Origin of the sequence: Pseudactinotalea sp., from assembly GCF_048594945.1 — a bacterium.
Taxonomy (GTDB): domain Bacteria; phylum Actinomycetota; class Actinomycetes; order Actinomycetales; family Beutenbergiaceae; genus Pseudactinotalea.
The window spans coordinates 1-25,894 of sequence record NZ_JBMDXJ010000357.1; the positions used below are offsets into that span (position 1 = coordinate 1).

Here is a 25,894-nt window from a genome sequence, read left to right on the forward strand (position 1 = left end):
CCGGGTGGTCGAGACCGAGGCTTGCGGCCGACACCGAGTGGTGCGCCGCTCGGTCTCGGCGGTGAGCCTCGGTCTCGGCGGGAACGGGCACGGGAGATGGCGGAAGTTTCCACCCCTGCTGCGCTGGCTCCGGAGACCACCGCTCCCTAGCGTCGTGGTGTACCGACGATCGAGGAGGCCGAACGAGATGTGGCGACTGAGTGTGCTGCCGACACCGGAGAGCAAGCTGGCTCCGGTGGATGTCGTCGTGGACGCCGGCGAGGGCTCCACCGTGGCCGATCTCGCCGCCGGGCTCGGAGAGCACCTCGGCGGTCGCGGCACGCTGCTCGCCCCCACGAGCGAGGGCCGCACGTGGCCCGCCGACACCCCGCTCAGCGAGGCCGGCCTCCGCGACGGCGACGTTCTCGAGGTCAGCTCGGTGCCTGCCGACTGGCGCACCCGCCCGGGGCCGCGCCGCGCTCCGCGCGCCACGATCCATGTGGTGTCAGGGCCCGACGTCGGATTGGTCGCCGACATCACCGGCGATGCGTTGGTCGTCGGTCGCGCGGCCACGGCCGGGCTGCGGCTGCGGGACCCGCTGGTCAGCCGGGTGCACGCGCGCATCCTGCTCGCGGAGACGCCGGTGGTGCTCGACCAGGGGTCGGCGCACGGCACCGTGGTGAGTGGCCGCACGATCACCCGCTCCACACCGGTGGCGTACGGCGAGCGGATCACTTTCGGCGACACGGTGGTGGTGGTGCACGCCGGCGACGGCGAGGCCGCCCGGGAGCGCGGGGTGCTGCGCTCGCCCCGCTTCGGCGACTCGGTCGCCGACGCCGAGCTGGACACCCCGGCACCGCCGAGCTCGCAGCGCAAGACGCCGCTGTCCTGGCCGATGATGCTGATGCCGGTGCTCATGGGCGGCGCGATGTTCAGCTACACCCGCAGCCCGATCTCGCTGGTCTTCATGATCGGTTTCCCCTCGATGATGCTGCTCACGTGGCTGATGCAGCGCCGCGCCGCGAAGAAGGAGTTCGCGGCGGAGACGGCGATCTGGCGGCAGGACATGCGCGAGCTGCTCGCCGCGCTCGACCTTGCCGCCACCACCCAGCGCGCGAACGCCGAGGATGACGAGCCCGATCTCGACGTGGTGCTCGCCCGTGCGGTGGCGCGCGACCACCGGCTGTGGGTCCGGCGCCCTGACAGCGACGACTTCCTCACCGTGCGCGCCGGCCGTGGCCCGCGTGACGCGCTACTGACGGCAAAGAAGCTCAGCAACGGTGACCGCACGCTGCGCGCCGAGGGCAGCAGTGCGATCGCGGATCGCGCCACGCTCGCCGACCTGCCCGTGCCGCTCGAGCTCGCCGAGGCCGGACTGGCAGCGGTGACCGGCAGCCTGGCCGACGTCGACGCCTGGGTCCGCGCCGCAGTGCTCCGGCTGGCGGTCACGCACTCCCCGACCGATCTGCAGGTCGCGGCCGTACTCGGACCGAACCGCGCGCACATCGAGTCCTGGCTGCGCTGGCTCCCGCACGCCGCTCCCCGCAACGGCGGGATGGCGTGCGTGGGCATCGGCGCGACCGAGGGGCAGGCGCTGCTCGAGGAGCTTGCGAGCGCCGACGGCGGCACCGCCCACACCCTCGTGCTCGTGGACGAGGGCGCAGGGCTGCCACGCCGCCTGGTCGAGGCCGTCGCCGCGGACGCGGTGGAGCGCCGGCTGCACCTGCTGTGGATCGGCTCGGACGTGAACACGGTCCCGGCGACCACGGCCACGGTGGTCGACCTGCGCGCGGCGGGCGCCGCCGAGATCGCGGTAGCGGGTCGAGATCGCGGTTCTGAACCAGCGATCTCGACCCAGAACAGCGATCTCGGCGTTGGGGGACTGGGCGCCGGGGTGCTGCTGCACCGGGATCGTGGCGGGGTGGAGGTCCTCACCAGTGTGGAGGCGCTCGGGCTGACCGAGGTGTGGCGGGCGGCGCGGTCGCTGTCCGGCTATCGCGACGAGGCAGCGGTGCTCGCGGCCGAGTCGATGTTGCCGCCGCAGGTGCGGCTGCCCGGGCTGTCGGGCGACCTGTCGAACCCCGACGACGTCGAGCGCCTCATCGAGCGCTGGGCCACCTCGAGCGGGTTGCGCGCCCAGCTCGGCATGGGCGGCGAGGGCGTGGTCACGATCGACCTGCGCGAGGACGGCCCGCACGGCCTGGTCGCCGGCACCACCGGCGCCGGCAAGTCCGAGCTGCTGCAGTCGCTCCTGTGCTCGCTGGCGATGAACAACCCGCCGTCGCGGATCACGTTCCTGCTGGTCGACTACAAGGGCGGCGCCGCGTTCCGGGAGGTGGCAGAGCTGCCGCACAGCGTCGGCTACATCACCGACCTCACGCCCGCGCTGGTGCAGCGCTGCCTGACCTCGCTGCACGCCGAGCTGACCTCCCGCGAGCACCTGCTGGCCCGGTACGGGGCCAAGGACCTGCAGGCTCTGGAGCGCAGCAACCCCGAGGCCGCACCCCCGTCGATGCTCATCTGCGTCGACGAGTTCGCCGCCTTGCTGGCCGAGGTGCCCGAGTTCGTCGAGGGCATGGTCTCGATCGCGCAGCGCGGCCGCTCGCTCGGCATGCACATGCTGCTCGCGACCCAGCGCCCCGCCGGCGTGGTGACCCCGCAGATCAAGGCCAACACGGACCTGCGGATCGCGCTGCGCGTGGCCGCTCCGGACGACTCGATGGACGTCATCGACGCCCCCGACGCCGCCCACATCTCCCGCCGCACCCCCGGCCGAGCCTGGTTGCGGCGCACCGGGCACGGCACCCGCGAGCTGGTCCAGGTCGCCTGGGTGGGCGCGCGTGAGGAGATCCACACCGACGGCGGCAAGGTCCGCATCAGTCCGTTCACCGCGCGCGAGCTCACCGGCGGCAAGCGCGCCGGCCGCACCCGCGTGCACCACGACTCGGACCTGGACCGCATCGTGGCGACCACCGGCACCGCGTTCCTGCGCACCGGGCGCCCGGCGCCGAAGAAGCCGTGGCTGCCGCCGCTGCCGGAGCAGGTGCCGATGGTGTGCGCCGCCCCCGGCCGCCTGGTGCTGGGCGAGGGCGCCCACGACGAGGCGCTCGTCGCGGGCACGCACGCCGACACCCACACCGTCACGCAGGACTCCGGGCAGGCGACCCTCGGCCTGATCGACCGCCCGGCCGAGCAGACCCAGCTGCCGTTCGTGGTCGATTACGCACGGGCCGGCCACCTGCTGGCGTTCGGCGCCTCCGGCTCCGGCAAGTCCGAGCTGCTGCGCACCGTCGCCGCCGCGGTGACCGCCGGCACGGAGTCCGGCGTGCCGGCCTGCGTCTACGGGATCGACGCGGGCGGTGGCGCGCTGTCGGTGCTGGAGCGGATGCCGGCCGTCGGCTCGATCGTGCTCGAGCAGCAGCAGGAGCGGATGCTGCGCCTGCTCCGGATGCTGGCGAAGTCGATCGAGGAGCGCAACGCCCTGCTGGCCGCCCGGGGTGCCGCGGACGTCGACGCCCTCAGCGCGCTCGGCGTCCCGCTGCAGCGGATCCACCTGCTCATCGACAACCTGCCTGCCGTGCTCGACTCGCTCGACGGCGGTGGCCCGATCCGCCGCCAGCACGCTGAGCACCTCATCACGATCCTTCAAGAAGGACGCCGCTGCGGGGTGCACGTGACGGCCACCAGCCCGCAGCGCACCGGCATCACCTCACCCGTGCAGGCCACGTTCGGGCAGCGCCTGGTCCTGCGGATGACCGTGGCTGACGACTACGGGATGCTCGGGGTCCCGACCCACGTGCTCGACGGCGACTCCGCCCCCGGTCGCGGACTGGTGGGCAAGGACGAGGTGCAGATCGCGACCGTCGGCGGCGCCGGAACCCCGCTGCAGGCCGAGCGCCTCGACCAGCTTTGCGAGGTGGTCGCCAAGCGTTACGCCGAGCCGCACGGCGCCCCGTCGACCCCGGTGCCGGCGATGCCGATCCGGGTGCCGCAGCACCTCGCGCCCGCCCCGGAGCGCGACGACGTGTGTCTCGGTGTGGAGGACGGTTACGTCAGCGCGGTGACTCTGTCGCTGCTGGAGGCGCCGCTGCTGATCGCGGGCCGCAGCCGCAGCGGCCGCACCACGGCGCTGCTCGGCATCGGCCAGGTGGCGCGCCGCTCCGCGCAGCCGCCGGCGCGCGTCACCCTCATCGGCCCGCGCGCCACCGGCCCCGCCGCGATCCCGGGCGGCCTGCTCGAGCCCGGCGAGGTCGCCGACGAGGTGCTCACCGACCCCGAGGCCGTCGCCTCGTGGGCGGCGAACCTCACCCCGCCCGACGGCGGATGGCACCTCGTGCTCGTCGACGACCTGCACGAGTGGGAACGAGCCTGGGAGAAGAACGGACCCGAACGGGCCGCCGTCGAGGCACTCATGGCGAGCCTGCAGACCACTCCGGGAGTCGCCGTCGTCGTGGTCTCGGACTCCGACGACGCACGATCGCGACAGCACGTGCCCGGCCTGACCCAGGCGCTCCGGCGGCACCGGCGAATCGCGCTGATCGCGCCGGAGATGTCGGATGGTTCGCTCGCGTCGGTGACGATCCCGATGCACACCGCGGAACCGTTGTCCGGTATGGGCAGAGCTCTCCTGATCGCGGGCGGCATGACGCACGTGGTCCAACTACTATCGGCAAGTCGACCAGGGGATGCCCGATGAGCACGAAGAAGATGTCATGGTGGCGCCGTCGGCTGCGTAAGGCCGGCCGCGAGCGCGGGATGGTCGAGGCGGGGATCGCCGCAGCCGGGGGCCTGCTCGTGGTGGGCGCGGTCGTGGGCAACGGCGTCGCGGCCGCGGCGATGGACATGTCCGACGGCCAGACCTGGCTCGGCGGCGACGACGGCTCGGTGGTCCAGATCAACCCCGCGACCGGGCAGCCGGAGTACCGGCTGGTCATCGGGGGCGACGGCGACCGGATGGAGGTCACGCAGAACGACGGTCTGCTCGTGGTCACCAACCTGGAGACGGGTGTGGTCACCGCGATCGATCTCGCCGGCCTGGTCGCCGGTCAGGGGCGACAGACCGACGGCGAGACGATCGTTCTCGTGGGCGGTGGCCACGTGATGCTGGCGGAGATGGAGCCGGGCTTCGTGCAGGTGGTCGACCCGCTCACGATGGCGAGCCTCGGTGCGCCGTACCGCGCGGGTGTCGATCTGAGCGACGCGGTGATCGACGGCGACGGCACGGTCTGGCTGATGACCGAGACCGGCGAGCTGCGCGAGCTCGACTGGCTGGGCGAGGAGGGTGAGTTCTCGGTGTCGTTGGAGCGCCCGGTCGCCGGAGCGGGTCCGGGCACGCGGCTGGTGCCGCACGCCAGCGGCGTCACGGTGTTCGCACCCGACGGTGGCGCGGTGCTGCAGATCGGTGTGGGTGCCGACTACGTGCAGCAGGTGCCGGCGCTGCAGGGCGAGGTGCAGGCGGCGAAGAAGTCGCCCGCGGACCTGGCACCGGCGTCGGCGACCGATGCCGGCCTGGTGTTCATGATCAGCGGGCGGCAGCTGCTCACGGTCGACGTGGCCGGTATCGGCTGCGTGGACCCGTTGCGGCCGGCGGTGTTCGAGCGGCGTGTGTACGTGCCGTGCGGCGGCGAGGGCCGCGTGATCGTGCTCGACGAGAACGGCGGGCGGGCAGCCGGTCCGGACATCATCGTGCCGGGTGGCGGCGACCCCGAGCTGACGGTCGACGACGGCCGGTTGTTCGTGCACGACCCCGAGGATGGCCGCATCGTCATCGTGCAGCAGGACGGCAGCACCACCGTGACCGACGTCGACGGCGCCGAGATCCCCACGGGGGAGACCGAGCAGAACGAGCCGTTGCCCCCGGTCTCGACCGGCACGACCACCCCGCCGCCGGGCGACGGCAGCACCACACCACCGGTGCACATCGACCCGCCGTTCCCACCGGACCCGACGCAGGACCCGACCGACGACCCGACGGACACGTCGACCGGGGGTGGCGGATCGACCGACGACCCCACCGATGACCCGACCGACGGGTCGACGGATGGCGGTGGGTCGACCGACGGGACCGACGGTGACGAAGACCTGGCGCCCAGCGACGTCACCGCGGTGCTCGATGCGGACGGAACGGTCGTGCTGAGCTGGACCCCTGCCGTCGTGCAGCCCGATGGCTACGTGGTGACCAGCTCCGACGGCGGGAGCCAGACCGTGGCGGCCGGTCGGACCAGCGTGCGGCTGACGTCGTTGACGTGTGGCACCACGATCCGGCTGACCGTGTACGGCCAGCACGGTGACCAGATGGTCGGCGCCGGCACCGACGTGGAGACGGCGGCATGCGTGAACCCGCCCGAGCCGGAAGAGCTGACGCCACGGTCGGTGGTGTCCGAGCGCGCCGGTGAGGACGTGGTGGTCGGCTGGACCGCGCCCGCGGTCACGCCCGACCGGTACGTGGTGACCGGGATGGGTCAGACCCGCACGGTCTCCGGCACCGCGACGAGCGTGGTGCTGCCGGACGTGGCGTGCGGCGTGATCGAGGTCGAGGTGACCGCGGTCCACACCGAGGCCGGCGAGTACTCGGCCAACGGCTTGCGCACCACCGAGTCCTGTGCGCCCGAGACCACCGACCCGGCCGACCTGCAGCCGCGCACCGTGACGCTCACCCGTGTGACGGGCAACGACTACCGGCTCACCTGGCAGTCGCCGGTGGTCGCTCCGGAGAGCTACCAGGTGACGGGCAATGGTGTGAACGAGTCGGTCGCGGCGGGGACGCACCAGCTCGACGTGACGATCGCCTGCGTGGCCACCGTGCGGCTGACCGTGACCGCGAACCACGCCGACGGCAGCACCAGCCCGGTGCAGTCGAACCCGCTCACCAACACATGCACCACGACCACGACACCGCCGACGCTCACGGCACCGACGAACGTGACGGCGACGTACGACGGCGACAACCGAGTCGTCGTCAGCTGGAACGCCTCCAGCCCCGCCGCCGACGAGTACGTGGTGATCCCCAGCGGCGGTGGCGGCACGGTGTCGACCACAGGCAGCCCCGCCACGGTCACCGTGGCACGGGGTGCCGACTACACGTTCACCGTCGAGGCTCGTCTGACGGGCGCGGAGCCCGTGACCTCCGCCCGTAGCAACAGCGTCAACGTCCCGGCGCCCCAGACGGCTCCGGCAGCGCCCGGAGGCGTGAGCGGTTCGTACGTGAGCCACTCCGGCACGTCGTCCGTCACGATCTCTGTGAGCTGGACAGCACCGGCCGACGGCGGCTCACCGATCACCGGCTACCGCGTCACCCCCTCCGGTGGCTCGACAGTGACCGTGACCGGCACGTCGACGCAGGTCACGGTGCCGTGCTCGGGGTCGCTCTGCACCACCGGCGGCAGCGTGAACGTCAGCGTCGCGGCCGTGAACGGCGTGGGTCCGGGGCCGGCTGGAACCGGGAGCGCCAGCGTTCCCGCCAACACCTCGATCCCGCAGAACGGCGACGGGGTGCTGGTCTCGTCGACAAACATGAACGAGAACAGCGGAATGATCAGCGCGTCCATCGAGTATCAGCCGAGCGCAGCGTGGGCGAACTTCAGCGGGACCTGCACAGTCACCCGCTCGGGCGGAAGCTCCGAGGTGATCCCGTGCGGCACGCCTGCCACCGTGTGGACCGGGTTCGGACACGCCACCGCCGGCGTCTACGGGGAGGTCAGCATCACGGCGAGCGGGGGCGGCCACAGTGCCACATCCAGTGGCAGCGTCTTCGTCAGTGGGCAGTATTGGTGCCCGCCTGATGGGGGCCCGTGCCAGAACCCGGTCTCGCTCGATGACCCCGACGTCGAGATCGACAACCTCCCCTGGACCCCGCCGGAGCCGCCGAACCCGCCCGTGCTGGTGGCCGGTATCGGGCTGCTCCTGGGAGCCGGGACGATGCGCACGCTCCGTGCGCTGCGCCGTCGGGGCCTGTTCGAGACCCCGGCGCAGACACACATGACGGACCGCGAGAAGGAACACTCATGAGCACACCCTCGGCGCAGCAGGTGGCCGACTTCCGGCTGCTGCACACCGACATCGTCGACGCGGTGAGCGAGGCGGTGCAGGGCAAGCGGTCCGTCGTGGAGCTGACGGTCACGTGCCTGTTCGCGGGTGGCCACGTGCTGCTCGAGGACGTGCCCGGAACCGGCAAGACCACGCTGGCCCGCTCGATCGCGGCGGCGCTCGGCGGCAGCTCGCGGCGCATCCAGTTCACGCCCGACCTGCTGCCGGCCGACATCACAGGCACCGCGGTGTTCGAGCCGGGCAGCGGTGAGATCACCTTCCGGCCCGGTCCGGTGTTCACCAACGTGCTGCTCGCGGACGAGATCAACCGCGCGGCGGCGAAGACCCAGTCGGCGCTGCTCGAGGTGATGGCGGAGCGCACGGTCACGGTCGACGGCGTCGGTCACCCCGTGTCCGACCCGTTCGTGGTCATCGCGACCCAGAACCCGGTGGACCTCGACGGCACGTACCGGCTCCCCGAGGCCCAGCTCGACCGCTTTCTCATGCGGATCACCCTCGGCTACCCCGACCCCGAGCACGAGATCGAGGTGCTGCGACCGGGCAGCGGAGCGGGCGTCGTCGAGAAGGTGCGCGAGGTGACCGACCCGGATCGCGTGGCCGCGGTGGCCGCATCGCTCCGCGAGATCCACGTGGCCGACCCGCTGCTCGGGTACGTGCGCGCGGTCGGTGCCGCCACCCGCTCCGACGAGCGGCTCCGACTCGGCGCCAGCACGCGCGCGCTGCGCGGCCTGATCTCCGCCTGCCAGGCGTTCGCCGCCTCGCAGGGCCGCCACTACGTGGTGCCCAGCGACGTGCAGCGCCTCGCCCAGCCGGTGCTCGCACACCGCCTCATCCCCACCCGCGACGCCATGCTCGCGGGCGAGGAGCCGGAGGCGATCGTCGCCGACATCGTCGACTCGGTCGAGGCGCCTCGCCCAGTTCCGGCCTGACGAAGCGCCCGCCCATGTCCCCACACGTCACCCCGTTGAGTGCGCACCTCCACGGTGAGTGCGCACCGTGCACCGTGCGCACTCACCGGCGCGGTGCGCACTCACGCCGGATGGCGGGGTGGAGGGCGCGCTGATGGGTGCATTGAGCGGTCTGCGGCTCACGCGGCGGGGGGTGGCGGTGCTGGCGTGCGCGACCGTGCTGCTCGCGTTCGGGCTGTGGGCGTCCTACCCGGGCCTGATCGGTCTGGGGTTGGCGCTGGGCGTGGCGCTGCTCGCTGCTGTGGCGGGAATCGCGGTCCCGGTTCCGGTGCAGATCAAGCGCAGTGTCAAGCCCGCTCGAGTGCCGCGACTGGCGGACTGCGACGCCACGGTCACCGTGCGCAACACCTCGACCTGGCTGCCGATCACCGCGTCCGGGCACGACCGGGTGGGCGGCGAGGACCTCCCGTTCGACCTGCCCCGCCTCGCGCCCGGCAAGAGCGAGTCCACCGACCTCCCGATCCCCACCCAGCGGCGCGGCGAGATCAGCTTCGGACCGCTCACCCTGCACCGGTTCGCGCTCGCCGACCTCGCCGAGGTGCGGCAGACGTACGGCGAGCCCTCGACCGTGCTCGTGGAGCCGCGCATCCTCGATGCGCTCTCCTTGCCCGCCGGAACGCGCCGCGGCCACATCGGCGCCGACGAGCGGATCGCCCACGGCGGCACCGACCTCACCGGGCTGCGCGAGTACCTGCCCGGCGACGACCTGCGCCGGCTGCACTGGGCCACCTCCGCCCGCCGCGGCGCCCTCATGGTGCGCGAGGACGCCGACCCCTCCGCGCCGCACCTGTCCGTGCTCCTCGACGACCGCGCTGACTCCTACGAGGGTGACGGTTTCGAGGAAGCCGTGGACGTGGCCGCCTCGTTGCTCGCCACCGCCGCCGCATCGCAGAGCCCCCATCGCATCGTCACCTTCAGCGGCAGCATCGACGTCACCACGACCACGCCGCCCACCGCCGTGAGCACCGGCCTCGAACCCGCGCTGCTCGGCCGGCTCGCCACGGTGCAGACCACCGACGAGGGCAGCACCGGCGCCCACCTGTTCAGCGGCTCACCCGACATCTTCGCGATCGTGACCGGCTCGAACGCCGCGCTCGCCCCGCTGCTCTCCGACGCCGCAGCAGCCCCGGTCGGGGTCGTCGCGATCGTCGACGAGACCCCGGATCAGCTGGTCGGTGCCAGCCGCGGCGTCACCGTGCTGCGCGGCCCGCGCGCCGAGGAGCTCGTGCACGCCTGGCGGTCGGCGGTGGCCCGATGAAGCGCCCCGCCCCCGTGCTGTGGGCCGTCATCGTGCTGCTCACCGCGCTGCCGCCGCTCGCCTCCGGCTACGCCGCCGGCTGGGCGCTCGCCGTGCTCGCCGCATGCGCCGTGCTGCCGTTCGGGCTCGCCGCACTCGGTCGCCTCGCGCGCGTGCCCCGGTGGGCCGTGGCGACGGCGGGACTCATCGTCGGCGTGGTGGTTGCCCTGGTCTTCGCGGACCGGGTGGACCCCGCCAGCGGGGCCCTGCCGCAGTGGCGGTCCAGCCCGGCGTTCTCGGTGCTCGGCCCGCTGATCGACTCGGTTCCCCGGCTGCTCACCGCGCCGCGACCGGCCCCTCCGGATCCCTCGCTGCTGGTCCCCGCCGCGTTGCTGGTCTGGATCGTGGCGCTCGGGGTCGCGCTAGCGGTGGTCGGAGCCAAGCGCGCCGGCGTCGCCCCCTTGATCGGTGCCACCACCCTCCACGTCGCAGGAGCACTGCTCACGGCGGGCCGCGGCGACCTCGTGGGCACCTCGGCGCTCGCCACCGCCCTCGCGCTGCTGCTCGGCTGGGTGCTGCTGCCGGCCACCGAGCCGGCCGCCACCGGCACCTCCACGCGCGCCCGCTCCCTCGAGCACCGGCGGCGCCGCGGCGTGGTGCTGCCCGCGATCGTCGCTGCCGTGGTCGCGACCTTCGCGCTGACCGCCGTGGCCGTGCCCACCGCGCAGTCGTTCGAACCACGCACGCTCGTGCCGCCGCCGCAGCTCCCCACCGACGCGACCAACCCGGTCCCGCAGGCGGCCGTGTGGGCGCAGTCGCCGGGCACGGAGATGTTCACGATCACCGCCGTGGACGGTCAGCTCCCGGAGCGCCTGGCCGCCGTGGTGCTCCCCGACTACACCGGCGTGGCGTGGATGCTCGACGCTCGGCTGCGCGCCGTCGGCGTGGTCGCCACGCCAGACACCACACCGCCACGCACCACCCGCACCGCCACCTACGCGATCGCTCCGGGCGAGTACCGCGAGGCGTGGCTGCCCGCGGCAGGCACCGCCACGGAGGTCACCGGGATCCCCACGCTGCTCGACCTCGACTCCGGCACCCTTGTGATGCCCGGCGGCTGGATCAGCACCGACCCGGGCACCGACCCCGCCGCCACGATCACCAGCACGATCAACGACGCCACGCCGGAGTCGATCGGCAGTGCGAGCGTGCCGCAGGCGGCCGACATGGAGCGCTACCTCGAGCTCCCCCGGGTCCCCCCGGCGTTCGCCCAGGCCGCCCGCCGGATCACCGACGGAGTCTCCAGCCGCTGGGACCAGATCTCGCTGCTGGCCGAGGCAGTGCGCGTGGACAGCATCCGCGCCGGCGCCACCGGGGAGGAGCGCGTGCTCGACCACGGCGCCCGCTCCGGCTCCTCCTACGCCCGGCTGGCGCAGTTCCTCTTCGAGACTGCGGAGAACGGCGGCCAGGTCGGCACGAGCGAGCAGTTCGCTGGGTCGTTCGCGCTGCTCGCCCGCACGCTCGGCATCCCCACGCGCCTGGTGGTCGGCTTCGAGGTCCCCGATGAGGCCGGGACCGGCACCGCCACCGTGCTCGGCGAGGACGCACGGGTCTGGGCCGAGGTGTACCTGTCCCGGGTCGGATGGGTCGCCGTAGACCCCTCCCCCGATTCCGCGATCTCCACCGACCTGCCCACCCCGGAGGCCGAGGGTGAGGCGGGCGACGATCCGGAGCCCGATCCCGGCGATGACCCCGCCGAGGACCGTGACCTCGTCGACGAGGAGACCACCGAGAGCTCCGGCACCCGCATCCCTGCCGCCCTCGCGCTCATCCCGCTTGCGATCGCGCTGCTCGGTGTCGTCGGCCTGGCGATCGCCCGCGCCGCCCGGAGCAGCCGTTGGCGTCGCAGCGGCGACCTGGGTGCCTGGGCTCACGTGGAGGACGCGATGCGACTCGCCGGCGCCCCGCCGCCCCGCGGCGCGACCGCCGTCGACCTCGCGGCCTCGCTCCCCGAGGAGGTGACCGGCACCGCCGTCGCCCTGGCCGAGCGCGCCGAGGCGCGCGCCTACGCGCCTGAGATGCCCGACGCCGGAGACCCGGCTTGGGAGCTGAGCCGCGAGGTGAGCACGGGCGTGCGTCGGGCGGCCCCGTGGCCGCGTCGGCTGCTCTGGTGGGTCTCCCCCCGCGTCTGGCGCCGCTGACTCTCTGCTTTCAACGCTCTTCCGGCGCTCGAGGGCACTCCTGCCCGCGCCGAGGGCGCCGCGATCACGCCGTCACGGCCTATCCTCAGCAGGGGCGCGAGAGGCGAGGGAGGGCGCACGTGGCTGACGACGACTGGGCGCCAGCCTCTGCCAGCGCGCTCGAGGAGGTCACGGGCACGGGCCCGAAGCCGACCCCCACCGTCGAGGTGCCGGGGTTCGCCGACCTGCGCGAGGTGGCCCGCGGCGGAGACTCGATCGTGTATCGGGCGCGGCAGCTGAGCGTGGACCGGGACGTCGCGATCAAGGTCATCCAGGTCTCCGACCCCGCGGACGCGGCCCGGTTCCGGCGCGAGCTGGAGATCACGGTGCGGCTCGGGCGGCAGCACCCACACATCGTGACCGTGCTCGACACCACGACCGCCTCCAGCGGCGAGCCGTGCCTGGTGATGGAGTTCCACGACCTCGGGTCGCTGCACGACCGGCTGCGCGAGGTCGGCCCGCTCCCGGTCTCGGACGTGGTCACCGCCGGCACCGCAGTGGCCGATGCCCTCGCGTTCGCGCACTCGCACGGCGTGCTGCACCGCGACGTCAAGCCGCAGAACATCCTCGTGCTGCCCACCTCGTACGTGCTCTCCGACTTCGGCATCGCCCGTATGGCCGATGCCGGCCACACCGCCACGCTCGAGCGCTTCAGCTACCGCCACGCGAGCCCGCAGGTGCTCGACGGGCTCGCTCCCACCGAGGCCGACGACGTCTGGTCGCTCGGCTCCACCCTGTTCACGCTCCTCGACGGGCGGGCCCCATTCGCCTCGCTCGACCCGCACGAGGACACCGCGCTCTCCTACCTACGCCGCGTCCGCACCGACGAGCGTCGCACCCTCAGCCGTGAGGACGTGCCGCCCGACCTCGTCGCCTTTCTCGACGACTGCCTCGTGCCCGACCGTGACGAGCGGCTCGGCACCGCCGCCCAGGCGTTGCGTCGGCTGCGCCGCATCCGCACCGAGGACCGCTCCTGGAACCCGGCGCCGCCGAGCCTGCCCGAGGCCGATGTCGCCACGAACCCTCGTCCCGCGGGCGAGATGCCCGAGGGCAGGATGCCCGACGGCGAGAGCGCGGTCGGGTCTGTCGGGTCGCCACCCGACCCCTCGGGCGGGCTGCCCGTAGCCGACCCCGAGGACGTCTGGGCCCCGGGAGCGGCGGCCGCCGCCCAGGTGGCCCACCGCACGAGCGAGCCCGACCGCGAGGGCCGGCCGGACGCCGTCGGGCAGTCCGACGAACCCGCCGAGGTGGCGCCCTCCGTGCTCGCGCACGTGGAGCGCAAGCAGGCGCGACCCGAGGAGCCCGACGACGACCACACCGGCCTTGCCCCGGCAGAGCCGGAGACGTCCCGGCGCCGCAAGGACGATGGTGACGACGCCCCAGCCAGCACCTGGCGCCGAGTGGCCGCGTTCATCGGCGGCGCGCTGCTCGTGGGCGCGGCGATCGGCGTGGGGTCGGCGGTGATCCAGGGCATGCGGTCGAGCGAGGAGCCGACCGATCCCGAGACCGTGGACAGCGGTCCGGTGCCGACGTCCACCGACGTCGAGTCCGGGGATGCGGTCGACATCCAGGTTCTCGACCCCGCCATGTCGCCTCGGCAGCTGACGATCGACCGCGACAACGGCACGTCGGTGCAGCTCAGCTGGACGCATCCGGAGCAGGATGTCGACTTCTACACGGTCATCCTGGTCGAGGACCCGGAGGACATCACGCGACCGCCGGCGCTGGCCTCCGTGACGCCGCCGCTCTACTCCACGACGGTCGAGGGCCTCGACCCGGACGGGTCGGAGTGCTTCGCGGTGGTCGGGGTTACCGGAGGCGTCGAGGCGGCGGGCCTGTCGAACACCGTCTGCCGGTAACCTCCACCGCCCACCCGACTTCACTGCGCTATCGACCCTCCGACGATGTCACTGACGATTCGGCCCCCGCGCGGTGCGCCGGAACAGCGTTGAGAGTTCCGTGCGGGCGGAAGAGCGTTGAACGTCGGGGCGGGTTCTGTCGAAGTGGCGGGCGGGCTCGACAGAAGTTCTGTCAGTTCTTGACGCATTAGCGTCCCTCGCCGCACGATGCTGGTGTGCACGGACGCCCGCGCGCCGGAACCAGCCGGCGCGACGCTCACGAGGCCCAGCTCCTCGCGCACCTGCGCGCGCACGGCGCCACCGACCGCGCTGACCTGGCAGACGCGCTCGGGCTCTCACGCGCCACGGTCTCGACGCTCACGCGCGACCTGCTCGCTGCCGGTGCCCTCGGCGTCACCAGCAGCGGCTCGCGAAGGCGCACCGGCCGCCGCCCCGAGCTGCTCACGCTCAACCCGCGCGCCGGCGTCCTGGTGGGGATCGACCTCGGCCACACGCACGTGACGGTCGCCGCAGCCGACGCCGCACACGTGATCGTGGGCACCCGCACCCGCCCCTGCGCGGCCGCTACGCCGTGGGACGAGCGCGCCCGTACCGCCATCGCGATGGTCCGCGCTCTCCTGAGCTCGGCAGATCGGCCACGACTGCTGGGGATCGGGGCCGGTATCGCCGGCTCGATCGACCACCGCGACAACGTGGTCGCCGACACCCGCACCCGCCTTGAGACCGCCTTCAGCGTGCCGGTGCTCGTGGACAACAACACCCGCCTCGCGGGGCTCGCCGAGCACGTGTGGGGCGTCGCCCGTGACCTGCGTGACGCGATCTACCTGCGCCTCGCCGCAGGCGTCGGCGGCGCGATCATTCTCGACGGCGGGATGCGCCTCGGGGCGCGCAATCTCGCCGGCGAGCTGGGTCACGTCAGCGTCACCGACGAGCCGCTGGCGTGCCGGTGCGGCAAGCGCGGCTGCCTGGAGACGGTCGCCGGGCGGGGTGCACTGCTGAACGCCGCCGGAACCGAGAGCCTCGACCAGCTCACCGACGCCCTGACCGCAGGTGACGAACGCGCCGTCGCGGCGGTCGCCCGCGCCGGCGCCGCCACCGGGCGAGTGCTCGCCGGTGCGTGCACCACACTCGACGTCACCGATGTGGTGGTGGCGGGAGAGCTCACCGTGCTGGGTGAGGTGCTGCTCGGGCCGCTGCGAGCGGCGCTGACCGAGCACAGCCTCCCCACCGGCACCGGCACGCGCCTGCATCTCGCCCAGCTCGGCCAGCCTGCCGGTGCGCTGGGCGGTATCGGCGCGCTGCTGCGCGAGGAGACCCTCCCGCTCCCGCTGACCGCCGCCGCGTCCTGACCTTCATCGACCTGAGAGACCCGATGCCCACCAACGTCCTGTTCTTCCTCACCGACCAGCACCGCACCGACACGCTCGGTTGCTACGGCAACACCACCGTGCAGACGCCGAACCTCGACGCTCTCGCCGCCTCCGGCACCACCTTCGACCGCTGCTACACCCCGAGCGCGATCTGCACCCCGGCCAGGGCGAGCCTGTTGACCGGTGAGGCGCCGTTCCGGCACAAGCTGCTCGCGAACTACGAGCGCAACGTCGGCTATATCGAGGACCTGCCGGAGAACCAGTACACGGTCAGCGGCGACCTCGCGGCTGCGGGGTATCGGCTGGGCCTGGTCGGCAAGTGGCACGTGGGCACGCACCGCACCGCGGCGGACTACGGGTTCGACGGGCCGGCCCTGCCCGGCTGGCACAACCCGGTGGACCACCCGGACTACCTGCGCTACCTCGAGGAGCGGAACCTCCCGCCCTACCGGATCAGCGACGAGGTGCGCGGCACCTTCCCCAACGGGGAGCCCGGCAACCTGCTCGCCGCCACACTGCACCAGCCGCTCGAGGCGACGTTCGAGCACTACCTCGCCGACCGCAGCATCGAGCTGCTGCAGCGCTACGCCGCGGACCCGCAGGGTCGACCGTTCTACCTCGCCACCCACTTCTTCGGCCCGCACCTTCCGTACGTGCTGCCGCGGGAGTACCTGGAGATGTACGACCCGGACAGCATCGAGCTGCCCGCCTCGATCGCCGAGACCTTCGAGGGCAAGCCGCCGGTGCAACGCAACTACAGCGCGCACTGGACCTTCGACACCCTCACCGAGCAGACCTCGCGCGAGCTGATCGCCGCCTACTGGGGGTACGTCACGCTGGTCGACTCCCAGATCGGCCGGGTGCTCGATGCCGCCCGCGACCTCGGCGTGCTCGAGGACGCCGCGGTGTTCTTCTCCGCCGACCACGGCGAGTTCACCGGCGCCCACCGCCTGCACGACAAGGGCCCGGCCATGTATGAGGACATCTACCGCATCCCCGGGATCGTGAAGGCTCCGGGCACACCAGCCGGGCAGCGGTCGGAGAAGCTGGTCCACCTCATCGACATGAGCGCCACGGTGCTGGACCTGGCGGACCTGGACCCGACCGCCGTCGTCGACGGCACCTCGCTGATGCCGCTGCTGCGAGGCGAGCAGACCACCTGGAGCGAGGACCTGCTGGCCGAGTTCCACGGCCACCACTTCCCGTACCCGCAGCGGATGCTCGTGACCGACCGCTACAAGGTGGTGGTCAACCCGGACTCGGTCAACGAGCTCTACGACCTGCAGACCGACCCGCACGAGCTCCGCAACGGCTACGACGACCCCGCGCTCCGCGAGATCCGTGACGACCTGCTCGGGCGCCTGTACCGGCAGCTGCGCGAGCGCGGCGACAACTTCTACCACTGGATGACGTCGATGTACCCGGTCGGCGACAAGGACTACGACACCTCGCTCAGCTCGTTCGAGGAAGGCAGTCAGCTGTGAGTGCCCGACGGCGCCCGGTCACCTCGCCCTCACGGCGCACCTTCCTGGGCCTGCTGGGCTCGTCAGCCGTGCTCGCCGGTTGCGCGCCATCGATCGGCGCTGGCACCGACCTCGACCCGGCGCAGTTCCGCGAAGGCAGCTACACCGGCCCGCACCAGCGGCTGGAGTTCTGGAACCCCTTCACCGGCGGCGACGGCCCCGCGATGGCGGCGATGGTCGACGCCTTCAACGCCGAGCACGAGGACGTCGACGTGGTGATGACGTCGCTGGCCGCCGACTCGATGTACACCAAGGTGATGCCCGCAGTGGGTGCCGGGGTGGGCCCGGACGTCGCGATCATGCACCTCGACCAGCTCGCCACGTTCGCGGCCCGCAACACCCTGGTGCCGCTGGACGAGATGGCCACCGGCCTGGGCGTCGACGGTGAGGACTTCGTGCCCGCGGCCTGGGACAACGGCGTGTACCAGGGGGTTCGCTACGGGATCCCGCTGGACTTCTTCACGGTGGCGCAGTACTGGAGCACCGAGGCACTCGACGCCGCCGGCACGCCCGGGCCGGTCCTTGACGCAGCCGGCTTCGACGAGACCGCTGCCGCCCTGCAGGCGAGCGGCGTGGCCGAACCGTTCTGGGTGACGCCCTCCTGGCAGCTGTTCGTCACGCTGCTGGCCCAGTTCGGTGGGCGCCTGTACAACCCGGAGGGCACGGTGGCCGAGATGGGCTCCGACGCGGGCGTACAGGCGCTGAGCTGGATGGTCGAGCAGATCGAGCGCGGCATCAGCCCCGCCGGCGCAACCGACCCGCGCACACCCTTCAAGAACGGTTCCGCCGCACTGCTGGCCGATCTGCCGGCGGCGATCCCGGACCTGCAGCTGACCGCACCGGACCTCGACTGGCAGGTCGCACCGTTCCCGCAGATCGGCCCACAGCCGGGGGTGTTCGCGAACTCCCACAACTTCGTGCTGACCGGACAGTCTCAGCGCGACGAGAACGCCGCACACGCCGCCCAGACGTTCGTCGACTGGGTGAGCCGCAACTCCGCTCCGTGGATCGTGGGTGGTAACACCCCGGCCCGGGCATCGGTGCGCGAGCTTGAGGAGTTCCGGTCATCCCCGCAGGCTCCGCTCGCCACCGAGGACGTGTTCGACATGGCGGCGTTCCTCCCGCAGATCCCCGGGTCACGGGAGATCGCGGCGAACACATTCCAACGGGCGGTCGGCGAAGCCGTGCTGGGCGGCGTGGATCCGGCCGAGGCACTCGCCTTCGCGCAGCAGACCGCGCAAGACGAGCTGGACGACATGAACGAGCTGCTCGGATGAGCGCGCCCACCGCCGGGAGTTTCGTGGCGTTGAGGTCACGTGTGCAACGCACGGGGCACTCAGGGCGGGCGTTTCGTGGCGTTGAGGTCAGTTGTTCAACGTGTGACGAACACCGTAGGCCCCCGATTCTGACCGGACGAACGAGGAGGTTCGCATGAGTGCCGTCAGCTCCGCCGCTGCCGCGCCGTCACGCCGCGGCGACAACGGCCGGCTGCGCCGTGGATCGCCCTGGCCCGCGCTCGCGTTCCTCTCACCGTTCCTGGTGATCTTCACGGTCTTCGTGATCGTGCCGATCGTCGCCGCGGTGTGGGCGAGTCTGCACCGCTGGTCCCTGGGGCTGCCCGGCACGCCGTGGGTCGGCGCCGACAACTACGCCGAGCTGTTCGCGGGCAGCACGGTGATGAGCGTCGAGTTCTGGAAGGGCATGAAGGCCACCGGCATCTTCACCGGGCTCAGCGCGCCGCTACTCATCACGCTGCCGCTCGGGCTGGCGATGCTGCTCAACCGACGCTTCCCCGGGCGCACCTTCTTCCGCGCCGTCTACTTCGCGCCGTACGTGCTGGGCGTCGCGGTGATCGGGCTGCTGTGGCGGTACCTGCTGGACCGGCAGCTCGGGCCCATCAACCAGATCTTCGGCATCGACGTGGCGTGGACCACCACGCTGCCGGCGGGTTGGGTCTCACTGGTGGTAGCGACGCTGTGGTGGACGATCGGCTTCAACTCGGTCATCTACCTCGCTGCGCTGCAGGACGTGCCGAAGGAGCTGTACGAGGCGGCCACGGTCGATGGCGCCGGACCGCTACGACGCTTCACCTCCGTGACACTGCCGGGCCTCACCCGGGTGCTGCAGTTCGTCGTGGCGATCACGATCATCGCGTCCGCCAACATGTACGGGCAGTCCGCCCTGATCACACAGGAGCAGCCCGGCACCGACACCAGAACGGTGATCGGCTACATCGCCGAGACCGGCATCCAAGGGTTCGACATCGGAGCGTCCTCGGCCATGAGCATGATCCTCGCGGTCACGTTGATGCTGCTCAGCGCGGTCACCGTGCTGTTCTTCCGCGCGATCGGAGGGAGCGAGAAGTGACCGCCACCGCCGCACCCCGCCGCCGACCCCGCCGGCTCGCGCTCGGCACCACGCTGATCCTGCTGACCGTGGTGTTCGTGCTGCCGCTGGTGCTGATGATCTCGACGTCGTTCAAGTCGGTGCAGGAGGCGAACGCCCTCACGTTCACGCTGCTGCCGCAGGACCCCACCACGACCGCCTACGCCGAGATCCTCGGCAACGACCGGCTGCCGGTGCTGCGGTGGCTGGGCAACAGCCTGCTCACGGCGGTGCTGCACAGCGCGCTCGTGGTCGTGGTCGCCACCACCGCCGCCTACGCGCTCGCTCGGCTGTACCTGCCGCTGCGCAACGTGCTGCTCGGCATGGTGCTCGCCACGATGTTCGTGCCCGGGGTCATCTTCCTCATCCCGCACTTCCTCATCGTCAACCAGCTGGGCTGGCTCAACAGCTACGCCTCGCTCGTGGTTCCCTCGGCCGCGGGCGCGTTCGGAGTGGTGCTGGTGCGGCAGTTCTTCGCCGGCATCGACCCCGCCTATGAGGAGGCCGCCCGCCTCGACGGCGCGAACGCCTGGCAGGTGTTCCACCGGATCATGGTGCCGCTCGCGATGCCGGCGATCGCGACCCTCGCGGTGCTGGCGTTCCTGTCGAGCTGGAACGACTTCCTGTGGCCGGTGTTCGTGCTGTTCAGCACCGACATGCTCACGCTGCCCGCGGGGCTGGCGCAGCTGCAGGGCGAGTTCGCCTCCCGCTACGACCTGCTCATGGCGGGCGCGGTGATCGCCAGCGTTCCCGTGCTCGCCGTCTACATCTTCGCCCAGCGTTACGTCATCGACGGCGTCTCGCAGGGCGGCGTCAAGGGCTGATCCATCCGATGTCAGGAGCCACGTTGCCCAGCACCACAACCGACCATCCGACCGCCACCATCACACTCGACGCGACGCCGTCGAGCACGATCGATCGACGGATCTACGGCCACTTCCTGGAGTCCGCGTTCTTCGGCAACATCGAGGGCGGGGTGTTCGACGAAGGGTCGCCGCACGCGATCGCCGAGAGTGGCCCGCTACAGGGCTGCCGCGCCGACGTGATCGAGGCGTGCCGCGAGCTGGGGCTGCCGGTGGTGCGCTGGCCGGGCGGGAACTTCACCTCGCCATACCGGTGGCAGGACGGCACCGGACCGCGCGACGCTCGCCCGCGCACGCTCGAGCTGGCGTGGGGGTCGGAGGAGAGCAACCGGTTCGGCACGCCGGAGTTCCTGGCGTGGTGCCGGGAGGTGGGCACCGAGCCGTACCTGGCCCACAGCGCGCGCTCGGTCGACGACGCCGTGCGCTGGGTCGAGTACACCAACTACGGCGGCGACACCACGCTGACCCGCCGCCGCGCCGCCGACGGCCTGCACGACCCGCAGGACGTCCGCATCTGGGGCATCGGCAACGAGGTCTACGGCCCCTGGCAGATGGGGCACCGCCCGGTGGAGCAGTACACCCACGCCGCCCGCGAGCACGCCCGCTTCATGCGCGCGGTCGACCCGTCGCTGCAGCTCGTGGCGGTCGGGGACGAGCACCGCGAGTGGACCCGCGAGGTGGTCGCCGAGCTGGGCCACCAGGTGGACTCGGTCTCGCTGCACCTGTACGGCGCCAGCAGGCACCTCGTGGACCCGAGCGTGGCCGAGTACGAGGCCGTGGTGGCGCAGGCCCGCTACGTGGAGCAGGCGATCTGCGACCAGTCCGAGCTGATCGCCGCGACGCGACCTCGGCACGGCGAGCGCCGCCCGATCGGGATCGCGATGGACGAGTGGAACATCCGGCACATGGAGCCTGGGGCGTGGCCCGAGCCGCAGCCGGGCGCCGACGGCGGCTTCGCGGACCGCGAGCAGCCGGAGCTCGAAGGCGCGGCGGACGCCGACGGCCGGGCGCTGCGCCGCGTCAACCGCTACTCCTCCCGCACGCTCGCCGACGCGCTGTTCTACGCGGGCGTCTTCCATGCGATGCACCGCGCCAGCGCGCTCGAGGTGCCGGTGACGATGGCGAACACCGTCAACCTCGTCAACGCGAACGGCCTGCTCGCGGTGCGCCCCGAGGGCGTGGTGAAGACCGCGACGTTCCACGTGTGGGACCTGTACCAGAACCACACCGGCCCGGTGCACGTGCCCGTGCGCGTGGACGGCCCGTCGTGGACCCAGGCCGTGCGCCAGGGCGACGACCGCCGCGCCGACGGCTCCTTCCGCACCACTCCCGCGGTGGTCGGTCACCTCGATGCCTCAGCCTCCTTCTCCGCCGATGGCTCGACGGCGTATCTCGCCGTGATCAACCGGTCCGCCACCTCCGATGTCCGGGCCAGGATCGCGGTGCCCGGCGGTCTGCCCGCCCAGGTGACCGCCCGCACCGTGGGGGTCGGCGAAGCCGACCTCTTCGCGGTCAACACCCTCGAGGCGCCCGGCCGGGTCTCGCTCACGGGACCCACCGCCGTCGGGCTCGACGAGGGATGCCACACCTTCCCCGCGCACTCGATCACAGTGCTGAGCTGGACACGTACGTAAGAGCCTCCCAGGGTGGTTAGTGTGGGCACGACCCAGCGGACCCACTCACCGCGGAGCAACGTGCGCGAGATCGTCGTCTTCTCTGGCAATGCCCACCGGGCCCTAGCCGAGTCCATCTGTACGCACCTCGGTGTGCCGCTCGCTGGCGTGGAGATCAGCCGGTTCGCCAACGACTGCCTGCAGGCGCAGCTGCAGATCAACTGCCGCCAGCGCGACGTCTACATCGTGCAGCCGCTCGTGCCGCCCACGCAGGAGCACCTGATGGAGCTGCTGCTGATGATCGACGCCGCGCGCGGCGCCTCGGCGGCGTCGGTGACCGCCGTGATCCCGCACTACGCGTACGCGCGGTCGGACAAGAAGGACGCCTCACGCATCTCGATCGGTGGCCGGCTGGTGGCGGACATGCTGCAGACCGCCGGTGTGGACCGGGTGCTGACGATGACGCTCCACGCGCCGCAGGTGCACGGCTTCTTCAAGGTTCCGCTCGATCACCTGACCGCGCTCGGCGTGCTGTCGGAGCACTTCCTGCAGCAGGACCGCAGCGACTCCGTGGTGGTCTCCCCCGACCTCGGCAATGCCAAGACCGCCACCCAGTTCGCACGCCTGCTCGGGCTACCGGTCGCGGCGGGCAACAAGCAGCGGCTGGCCGACGACCGCGTGGTCATCGACTCGATCGTCGGCGATGTGAGCGGCAAGCGCGCGATCGTGCTCGACGACGAGATCGCCACCGGCGGCTCGATCGTGGAGCTCCTGGACCGGCTCGCCGACCAGGGCTGCACCGAGGCCGCTGTCGCGTGCACGCACGGCCTGTTCGCAGGCAAGGCGGTGGAGCGGCTGCGCGACCACCCGATGATCACCGAAGTGGTGACCACCGACACCGTGCCCGCCCCGGCCGGCTGGCCGCAGCTCGTCACCCGCTCGGTCGCGGGCCTGTTCGCCGAGGCGATCGCCCGGATCCACGCCGGCGAGTCGGTCGCGAGCCTGTTCGACGGCGTCGACCCCACCCTCGGCCCGCCCCAGCCCAAGCTCTTCGGCTGAGCTACTCGGCGAACTCGATCGTTCCCTCGCGGCGCCCCGCGGATGCCAGCCGCTCCAGAGAGACCGCGGCGATGACATACCAGCCCAGAGCCACCAGCAGCGCCAGCCCTACGTCGGTCAGCACCAGCGAGGCGACGGCGTCACCAGCCGCCAGCAGCCGGATCGCGTCCAGCGCGTGGGTGAGCGGGAAGACCTGCCCGATCACCTGCACCCACGAAGGCCAGAAACTCAGCGGCACCGTGACCCCGCACACGAGCATCATCACCGTGTAGGAGAGGTTCGTCGCCCAGTTGCGCAAGCGCATGTGCCGCAACACCAGCGCGGCGAGCGCCAGGCCGTAGCCGTAGGTGGTGACAGCCACCAGGAGGAGCACGCCGAACGCGGCGAGGCCTGAGGCGAGCGTGAACCTCACACCGAACACCGGCCCGACCACGAACAGCGCCACCGTGGCAGTGGCGACCCCGCTCGGCAGCCACTGCACACTGCGCCCCAAAAACACCGGCCACAGCCGGGTCGGTGAGGCCACCAGCAGCGGCAGCGTGCCCGAGTACCGCTCGCGCGTGGTCGTGGAGACCACCAGCAGAGACTCCATCGCCGTCGCCAGGACCGCCGCTCCGATGAACAGGTATGCCACCCGGTCGGGGCTGCCGAGCATGGTGCCGATCAGCGCATAGAACACAACCTGAGCCAGGATCCGCGACAGCCACCCGAAGATCCAGGTCAGCGGCGTGAAGGTCGCGGCGAAATCCGCCCAGGCGTTGCGCGTGCTCGCGAGGAACACTCGCCACACCGGCGAGCGCACCGGAACGGCCGGGGTCGAGGGACGTACCGGTCCCGGGATCTCAGGCATGGCCGATCGTCCCCGTCCTTCTCACGAGCACGAGCGCACGCCGCACCAAGAGCATGCCCACAGCCAGCCCGATCGTTCCCAGCAGCAGCACCACGGCCAGTCGCAGCAGACTGTTCTGCGGCGGTGCCTGCATCAACGCGTCGCGCATCAGATCGGAGGACCAGGAAAGGAACACCAGGCGGGTGACCGGCTCCAACCAGTCGGGCAGGTACGCGACCGGCACCATGATGCCGCCGAGCACGTAGAACGGGTACGTGAGCGAGTTCTGCAGCGCGCGCGCCGCCCGCGTGCGCACGAACAGCGCGGAGAGCACGACGGCGCTGCCCGCTGTCGCATAGCCCGTCACCAGCAGCGTGCTGAAGAACAGCTCGGGGTGATAGATGTGAACGCGCACCCCGAATACGATCGCCGCCACCAGCCAGGACTCCACGAATCCCAGCAGCGAGACCGCAGTGACCGCTGCGATCCGGCCGACGATCACGGCCGCCAATGGCGTCGGCGATGCGACCAGGGCCTCCAGCGAGCCGTTCTCCCGCTCGCTCTCCACCGTGTCACCAGAGGTCTGCAAAGCCATCTGCCACAGGACCAGCAGGGCAGGTGCGAGGACGGCGAACGGTGCCAGGTCGGTGCGTCCGGCGTGCAACATGATCGCGAGGAACACCAGCGTCAGCGTCGGCGCAGTCACCAACGCCATCAGCCGGTCCGGCGAGCGCCGGAGCTCGCGGACCTCCCGCCACCAACCGGCCGAGAGACCACGGGCGAGTGACCTGAACGGGCCCGAGCGCCGAGAGCCCGGCTGCGTCGCGGTCACCGATCGATCCGCATCCCTCGGTCGCCGATGATGCGCAGGTACACCTCGGCGAGATCGGGCCGCGTCGTGGCCACATCGGACACACCGAGATCCAGGAGCGCGCGCAGCACCGCCGTCGCGGCGCCGTCGGCATCGGTGTCGACCAGCAACGCACCGGAACCGGTCTGACGAACCTGAGCGACGCCGTCGAGCGTGGATACCGCCTCGACGACGGCGTCCATCATGTCGGCGGGGATCTCGGAAGCGCGCACGCGCGCGTAGCGCGTGATCCAGGTCCCGAGGGTGCTGGGCCGCTCGGTGGCCAGCAGCGCGCCGCTGTCGATCAGGCTCACCCGGTCGCAGATCGCCTCAGCCTCGGCCATGTCGTGGGTGGTCACCAGGATCGTGCGGCCTTCGTCGCGCAGTGAGGTGACCAGCTCGCGGAAATCGACGGCGGCCACCGGGTCCATCCCCGTGGTCGGCTCATCGAGGATGAGCACCCGCGGGTCGCCGATCAGACCGCGTGCCAGGTGCAGGCGCTGCTTCATGCCGCGGCTGAAGGTCTCCACACGCTGGTCGGCGCGGTCCTCCAGGCCCAACCGCTCGAGCAGCTGCGAGACGCGCCGGTGGGCCGATGCCCCCGCGAGTCCGTAGATGGCAGCCCAGAACTCCAGGTTCGCGCGGGCGCTCAGCCGCGTATACAGGCCCCGCTCACCCCCGAAGACGATCCCTATCAGCGAACGCACCGTGGCTGTCTCGGTCACGACATCGTGGCCGCAGATCGCCGCGGTCCCGCTGGTGGGGAGCAGCACGGTCGACAGGATCTTGCACAACGTCGTCTTGCCGGCGCCGTTGGGGCCGAGCAGGCCGTGAATCTCGCCCTCGGGGATCGCCAGGTCGACACCCTGCAGCGCCGCGACGACCGGTTGCCCCCGACGGCCCCCGAATTCGCGGTACAGCCCAGCCACTGCGACAGCGGATCCCACGGATTGACCGTACTCCACGCGCGAGATCTCGCGGCTGCCGCTTCCACACCTGTCACCTGATCGTGACCCGGTGAGACCGGGTCACGAAATTCCGGTGGCGACACTCCGCCGTCGGGCATACCGTGG

The 25,894-nt window shown here is 71.9% G+C and carries 16 protein-coding genes; 13 read left to right on the forward strand and 3 right to left on the reverse strand.

All coding sequences use genetic code 11. From position 1 onward, the window contains the following. Positions 1 to 187: 187 nt before the first annotated feature. The 13 genes from ACOJSN_RS16105 to ACOJSN_RS16165 all read left to right on the forward strand — a co-directional run bounded on the left by ACOJSN_RS16105 (position 188) and on the right by ACOJSN_RS16165 (position 23,142). Positions 188 to 4,675 carry an FtsK/SpoIIIE domain-containing protein gene (locus tag ACOJSN_RS16105; protein ID WP_420113505.1) on the forward strand — a complete coding sequence of 1,496 codons (4,488 nt, stop codon included), beginning with the start codon at positions 188 to 190 and terminating at the stop codon, positions 4,673 to 4,675. Next, positions 4,672 to 7,986 (forward strand): fibronectin type III domain-containing protein, encoded by a 3,315-nt coding sequence (locus ACOJSN_RS16110; RefSeq protein WP_420113506.1) that lies wholly within the window; start codon positions 4,672 to 4,674, stop codon positions 7,984 to 7,986. The genes ACOJSN_RS16105 and ACOJSN_RS16110 overlap by 4 nt, the downstream gene beginning before the upstream one ends. Next, complete coding sequence (locus ACOJSN_RS16115; protein WP_420113507.1) at positions 7,983 to 8,954, forward strand: AAA family ATPase; 972 nt, start codon at positions 7,983 to 7,985, stop codon at positions 8,952 to 8,954. The genes ACOJSN_RS16110 and ACOJSN_RS16115 overlap by 4 nt, the downstream gene beginning before the upstream one ends. Before the next feature lie 133 nt (positions 8,955 to 9,087). Then, positions 9,088 to 10,251: a DUF58 domain-containing protein gene (locus ACOJSN_RS16120; RefSeq protein WP_420113508.1), complete on the forward strand. Its 1,164-nt coding sequence runs from the start codon at positions 9,088 to 9,090 to the stop codon at positions 10,249 to 10,251. Next, positions 10,248 to 12,431, forward strand: coding sequence for a transglutaminase-like domain-containing protein (locus ACOJSN_RS16125; RefSeq protein ID WP_420113509.1), 2,184 nt, complete (start codon positions 10,248 to 10,250; stop codon positions 12,429 to 12,431). The genes ACOJSN_RS16120 and ACOJSN_RS16125 overlap by 4 nt, the downstream gene beginning before the upstream one ends. 119 nt (positions 12,432 to 12,550) lie before the next feature. Continuing rightward, positions 12,551 to 14,329, forward strand: coding sequence for a protein kinase domain-containing protein (locus ACOJSN_RS16130; RefSeq protein ID WP_420113510.1), 1,779 nt, complete (start codon positions 12,551 to 12,553; stop codon positions 14,327 to 14,329). A 215-nt stretch (positions 14,330 to 14,544) separates the two neighbouring features. Next, positions 14,545 to 15,678, forward strand: a complete 1,134-nt coding sequence (locus ACOJSN_RS16135) for an ROK family protein (protein WP_420113511.1) — start codon at positions 14,545 to 14,547, stop codon at positions 15,676 to 15,678. 23 nt (positions 15,679 to 15,701) lie between these two features. Then, positions 15,702 to 17,183 carry a sulfatase-like hydrolase/transferase gene (locus ACOJSN_RS16140; RefSeq protein ID WP_420113512.1) on the forward strand — a complete coding sequence of 494 codons (1,482 nt, stop codon included), beginning with the start codon at positions 15,702 to 15,704 and terminating at the stop codon, positions 17,181 to 17,183. Next, positions 17,180 to 18,499: an extracellular solute-binding protein gene (locus ACOJSN_RS16145; RefSeq protein WP_420113513.1), complete on the forward strand. Its 1,320-nt coding sequence runs from the start codon at positions 17,180 to 17,182 to the stop codon at positions 18,497 to 18,499. Before ACOJSN_RS16140 ends, ACOJSN_RS16145 begins: the two co-directional genes overlap by 4 nt. Before the next feature lie 154 nt (positions 18,500 to 18,653). Continuing rightward, the gene (locus ACOJSN_RS16150; protein WP_420113514.1) at positions 18,654 to 19,589 is read left to right on the forward strand and encodes a carbohydrate ABC transporter permease; all 936 of its coding nucleotides are present in this window, start codon (positions 18,654 to 18,656) and stop codon (positions 19,587 to 19,589) included. After that, positions 19,586 to 20,431 carry a carbohydrate ABC transporter permease gene (locus tag ACOJSN_RS16155; protein ID WP_420113515.1) on the forward strand — a complete coding sequence of 282 codons (846 nt, stop codon included), beginning with the start codon at positions 19,586 to 19,588 and terminating at the stop codon, positions 20,429 to 20,431. The genes ACOJSN_RS16150 and ACOJSN_RS16155 overlap by 4 nt, the downstream gene beginning before the upstream one ends. 23 nt (positions 20,432 to 20,454) lie before the next feature. Then, on the forward strand, positions 20,455 to 22,104 hold the full coding sequence (locus ACOJSN_RS16160; RefSeq protein ID WP_420113516.1) for an alpha-L-arabinofuranosidase C-terminal domain-containing protein: 1,650 nt from the start codon (positions 20,455 to 20,457) through the stop codon (positions 22,102 to 22,104). A gap of 60 nt (positions 22,105 to 22,164) precedes the next feature. Continuing rightward, positions 22,165 to 23,142, forward strand: a complete 978-nt coding sequence (locus ACOJSN_RS16165) for a ribose-phosphate diphosphokinase (RefSeq protein ID WP_420113537.1) — start codon at positions 22,165 to 22,167, stop codon at positions 23,140 to 23,142. A 1-nt stretch (position 23,143) separates the two neighbouring features. Here ACOJSN_RS16165 and ACOJSN_RS16170 read toward each other — a convergent pair whose 3' ends face one another. The 3 genes from ACOJSN_RS16170 to ACOJSN_RS16180 are packed head-to-tail and all read right to left on the reverse strand — an operon-like array spanning position 23,144 to position 25,768. Continuing rightward, entirely contained in the window at positions 23,144 to 23,992 is an 849-nt protein-coding gene (locus ACOJSN_RS16170; protein WP_420113517.1) for an ABC transporter permease, read from the reverse strand. Further along, entirely contained in the window at positions 23,985 to 24,803 is an 819-nt protein-coding gene (locus tag ACOJSN_RS16175; RefSeq protein WP_420113518.1) for an ABC transporter permease, read from the reverse strand. Before ACOJSN_RS16175 ends, ACOJSN_RS16170 begins: the two co-directional genes overlap by 8 nt. Continuing rightward, positions 24,800 to 25,768, reverse strand: coding sequence for an ABC transporter ATP-binding protein (locus tag ACOJSN_RS16180; protein WP_420113519.1), 969 nt, complete (start codon positions 25,766 to 25,768; stop codon positions 24,800 to 24,802). The genes ACOJSN_RS16175 and ACOJSN_RS16180 overlap by 4 nt, the downstream gene beginning before the upstream one ends. Positions 25,769 to 25,894: the final 126 nt, after the last annotated feature.

Excerpts from the sequence above, each read along its gene's own strand:
- ACOJSN_RS16105 (WP_420113505.1), top strand. The coding sequence starts at position 188 with ATGTGGCGACTGAGTGTGCTGCCGACACCGGAGAGCAAGCTGGCTCCG.
- ACOJSN_RS16110 (WP_420113506.1), top strand. The coding sequence starts at position 4,672 with ATGAGCACGAAGAAGATGTCATGGTGGCGCCGTCGGCTGCGTAAGGCC.
- ACOJSN_RS16115 (WP_420113507.1), top strand. The coding sequence starts at position 7,983 with ATGAGCACACCCTCGGCGCAGCAGGTGGCCGACTTCCGGCTGCTGCAC.
- ACOJSN_RS16120 (WP_420113508.1), top strand. The coding sequence starts at position 9,088 with ATGGGTGCATTGAGCGGTCTGCGGCTCACGCGGCGGGGGGTGGCGGTG.
- ACOJSN_RS16125 (WP_420113509.1), top strand. The coding sequence starts at position 10,248 with ATGAAGCGCCCCGCCCCCGTGCTGTGGGCCGTCATCGTGCTGCTCACC.
- ACOJSN_RS16140 (WP_420113512.1), top strand. The coding sequence starts at position 15,702 with ATGCCCACCAACGTCCTGTTCTTCCTCACCGACCAGCACCGCACCGAC.
- ACOJSN_RS16150 (WP_420113514.1), top strand. The coding sequence starts at position 18,654 with ATGAGTGCCGTCAGCTCCGCCGCTGCCGCGCCGTCACGCCGCGGCGAC.
- ACOJSN_RS16170 (WP_420113517.1), bottom strand. The coding sequence starts at position 23,992 with ATGCCTGAGATCCCGGGACCGGTACGTCCCTCGACCCCGGCCGTTCCG.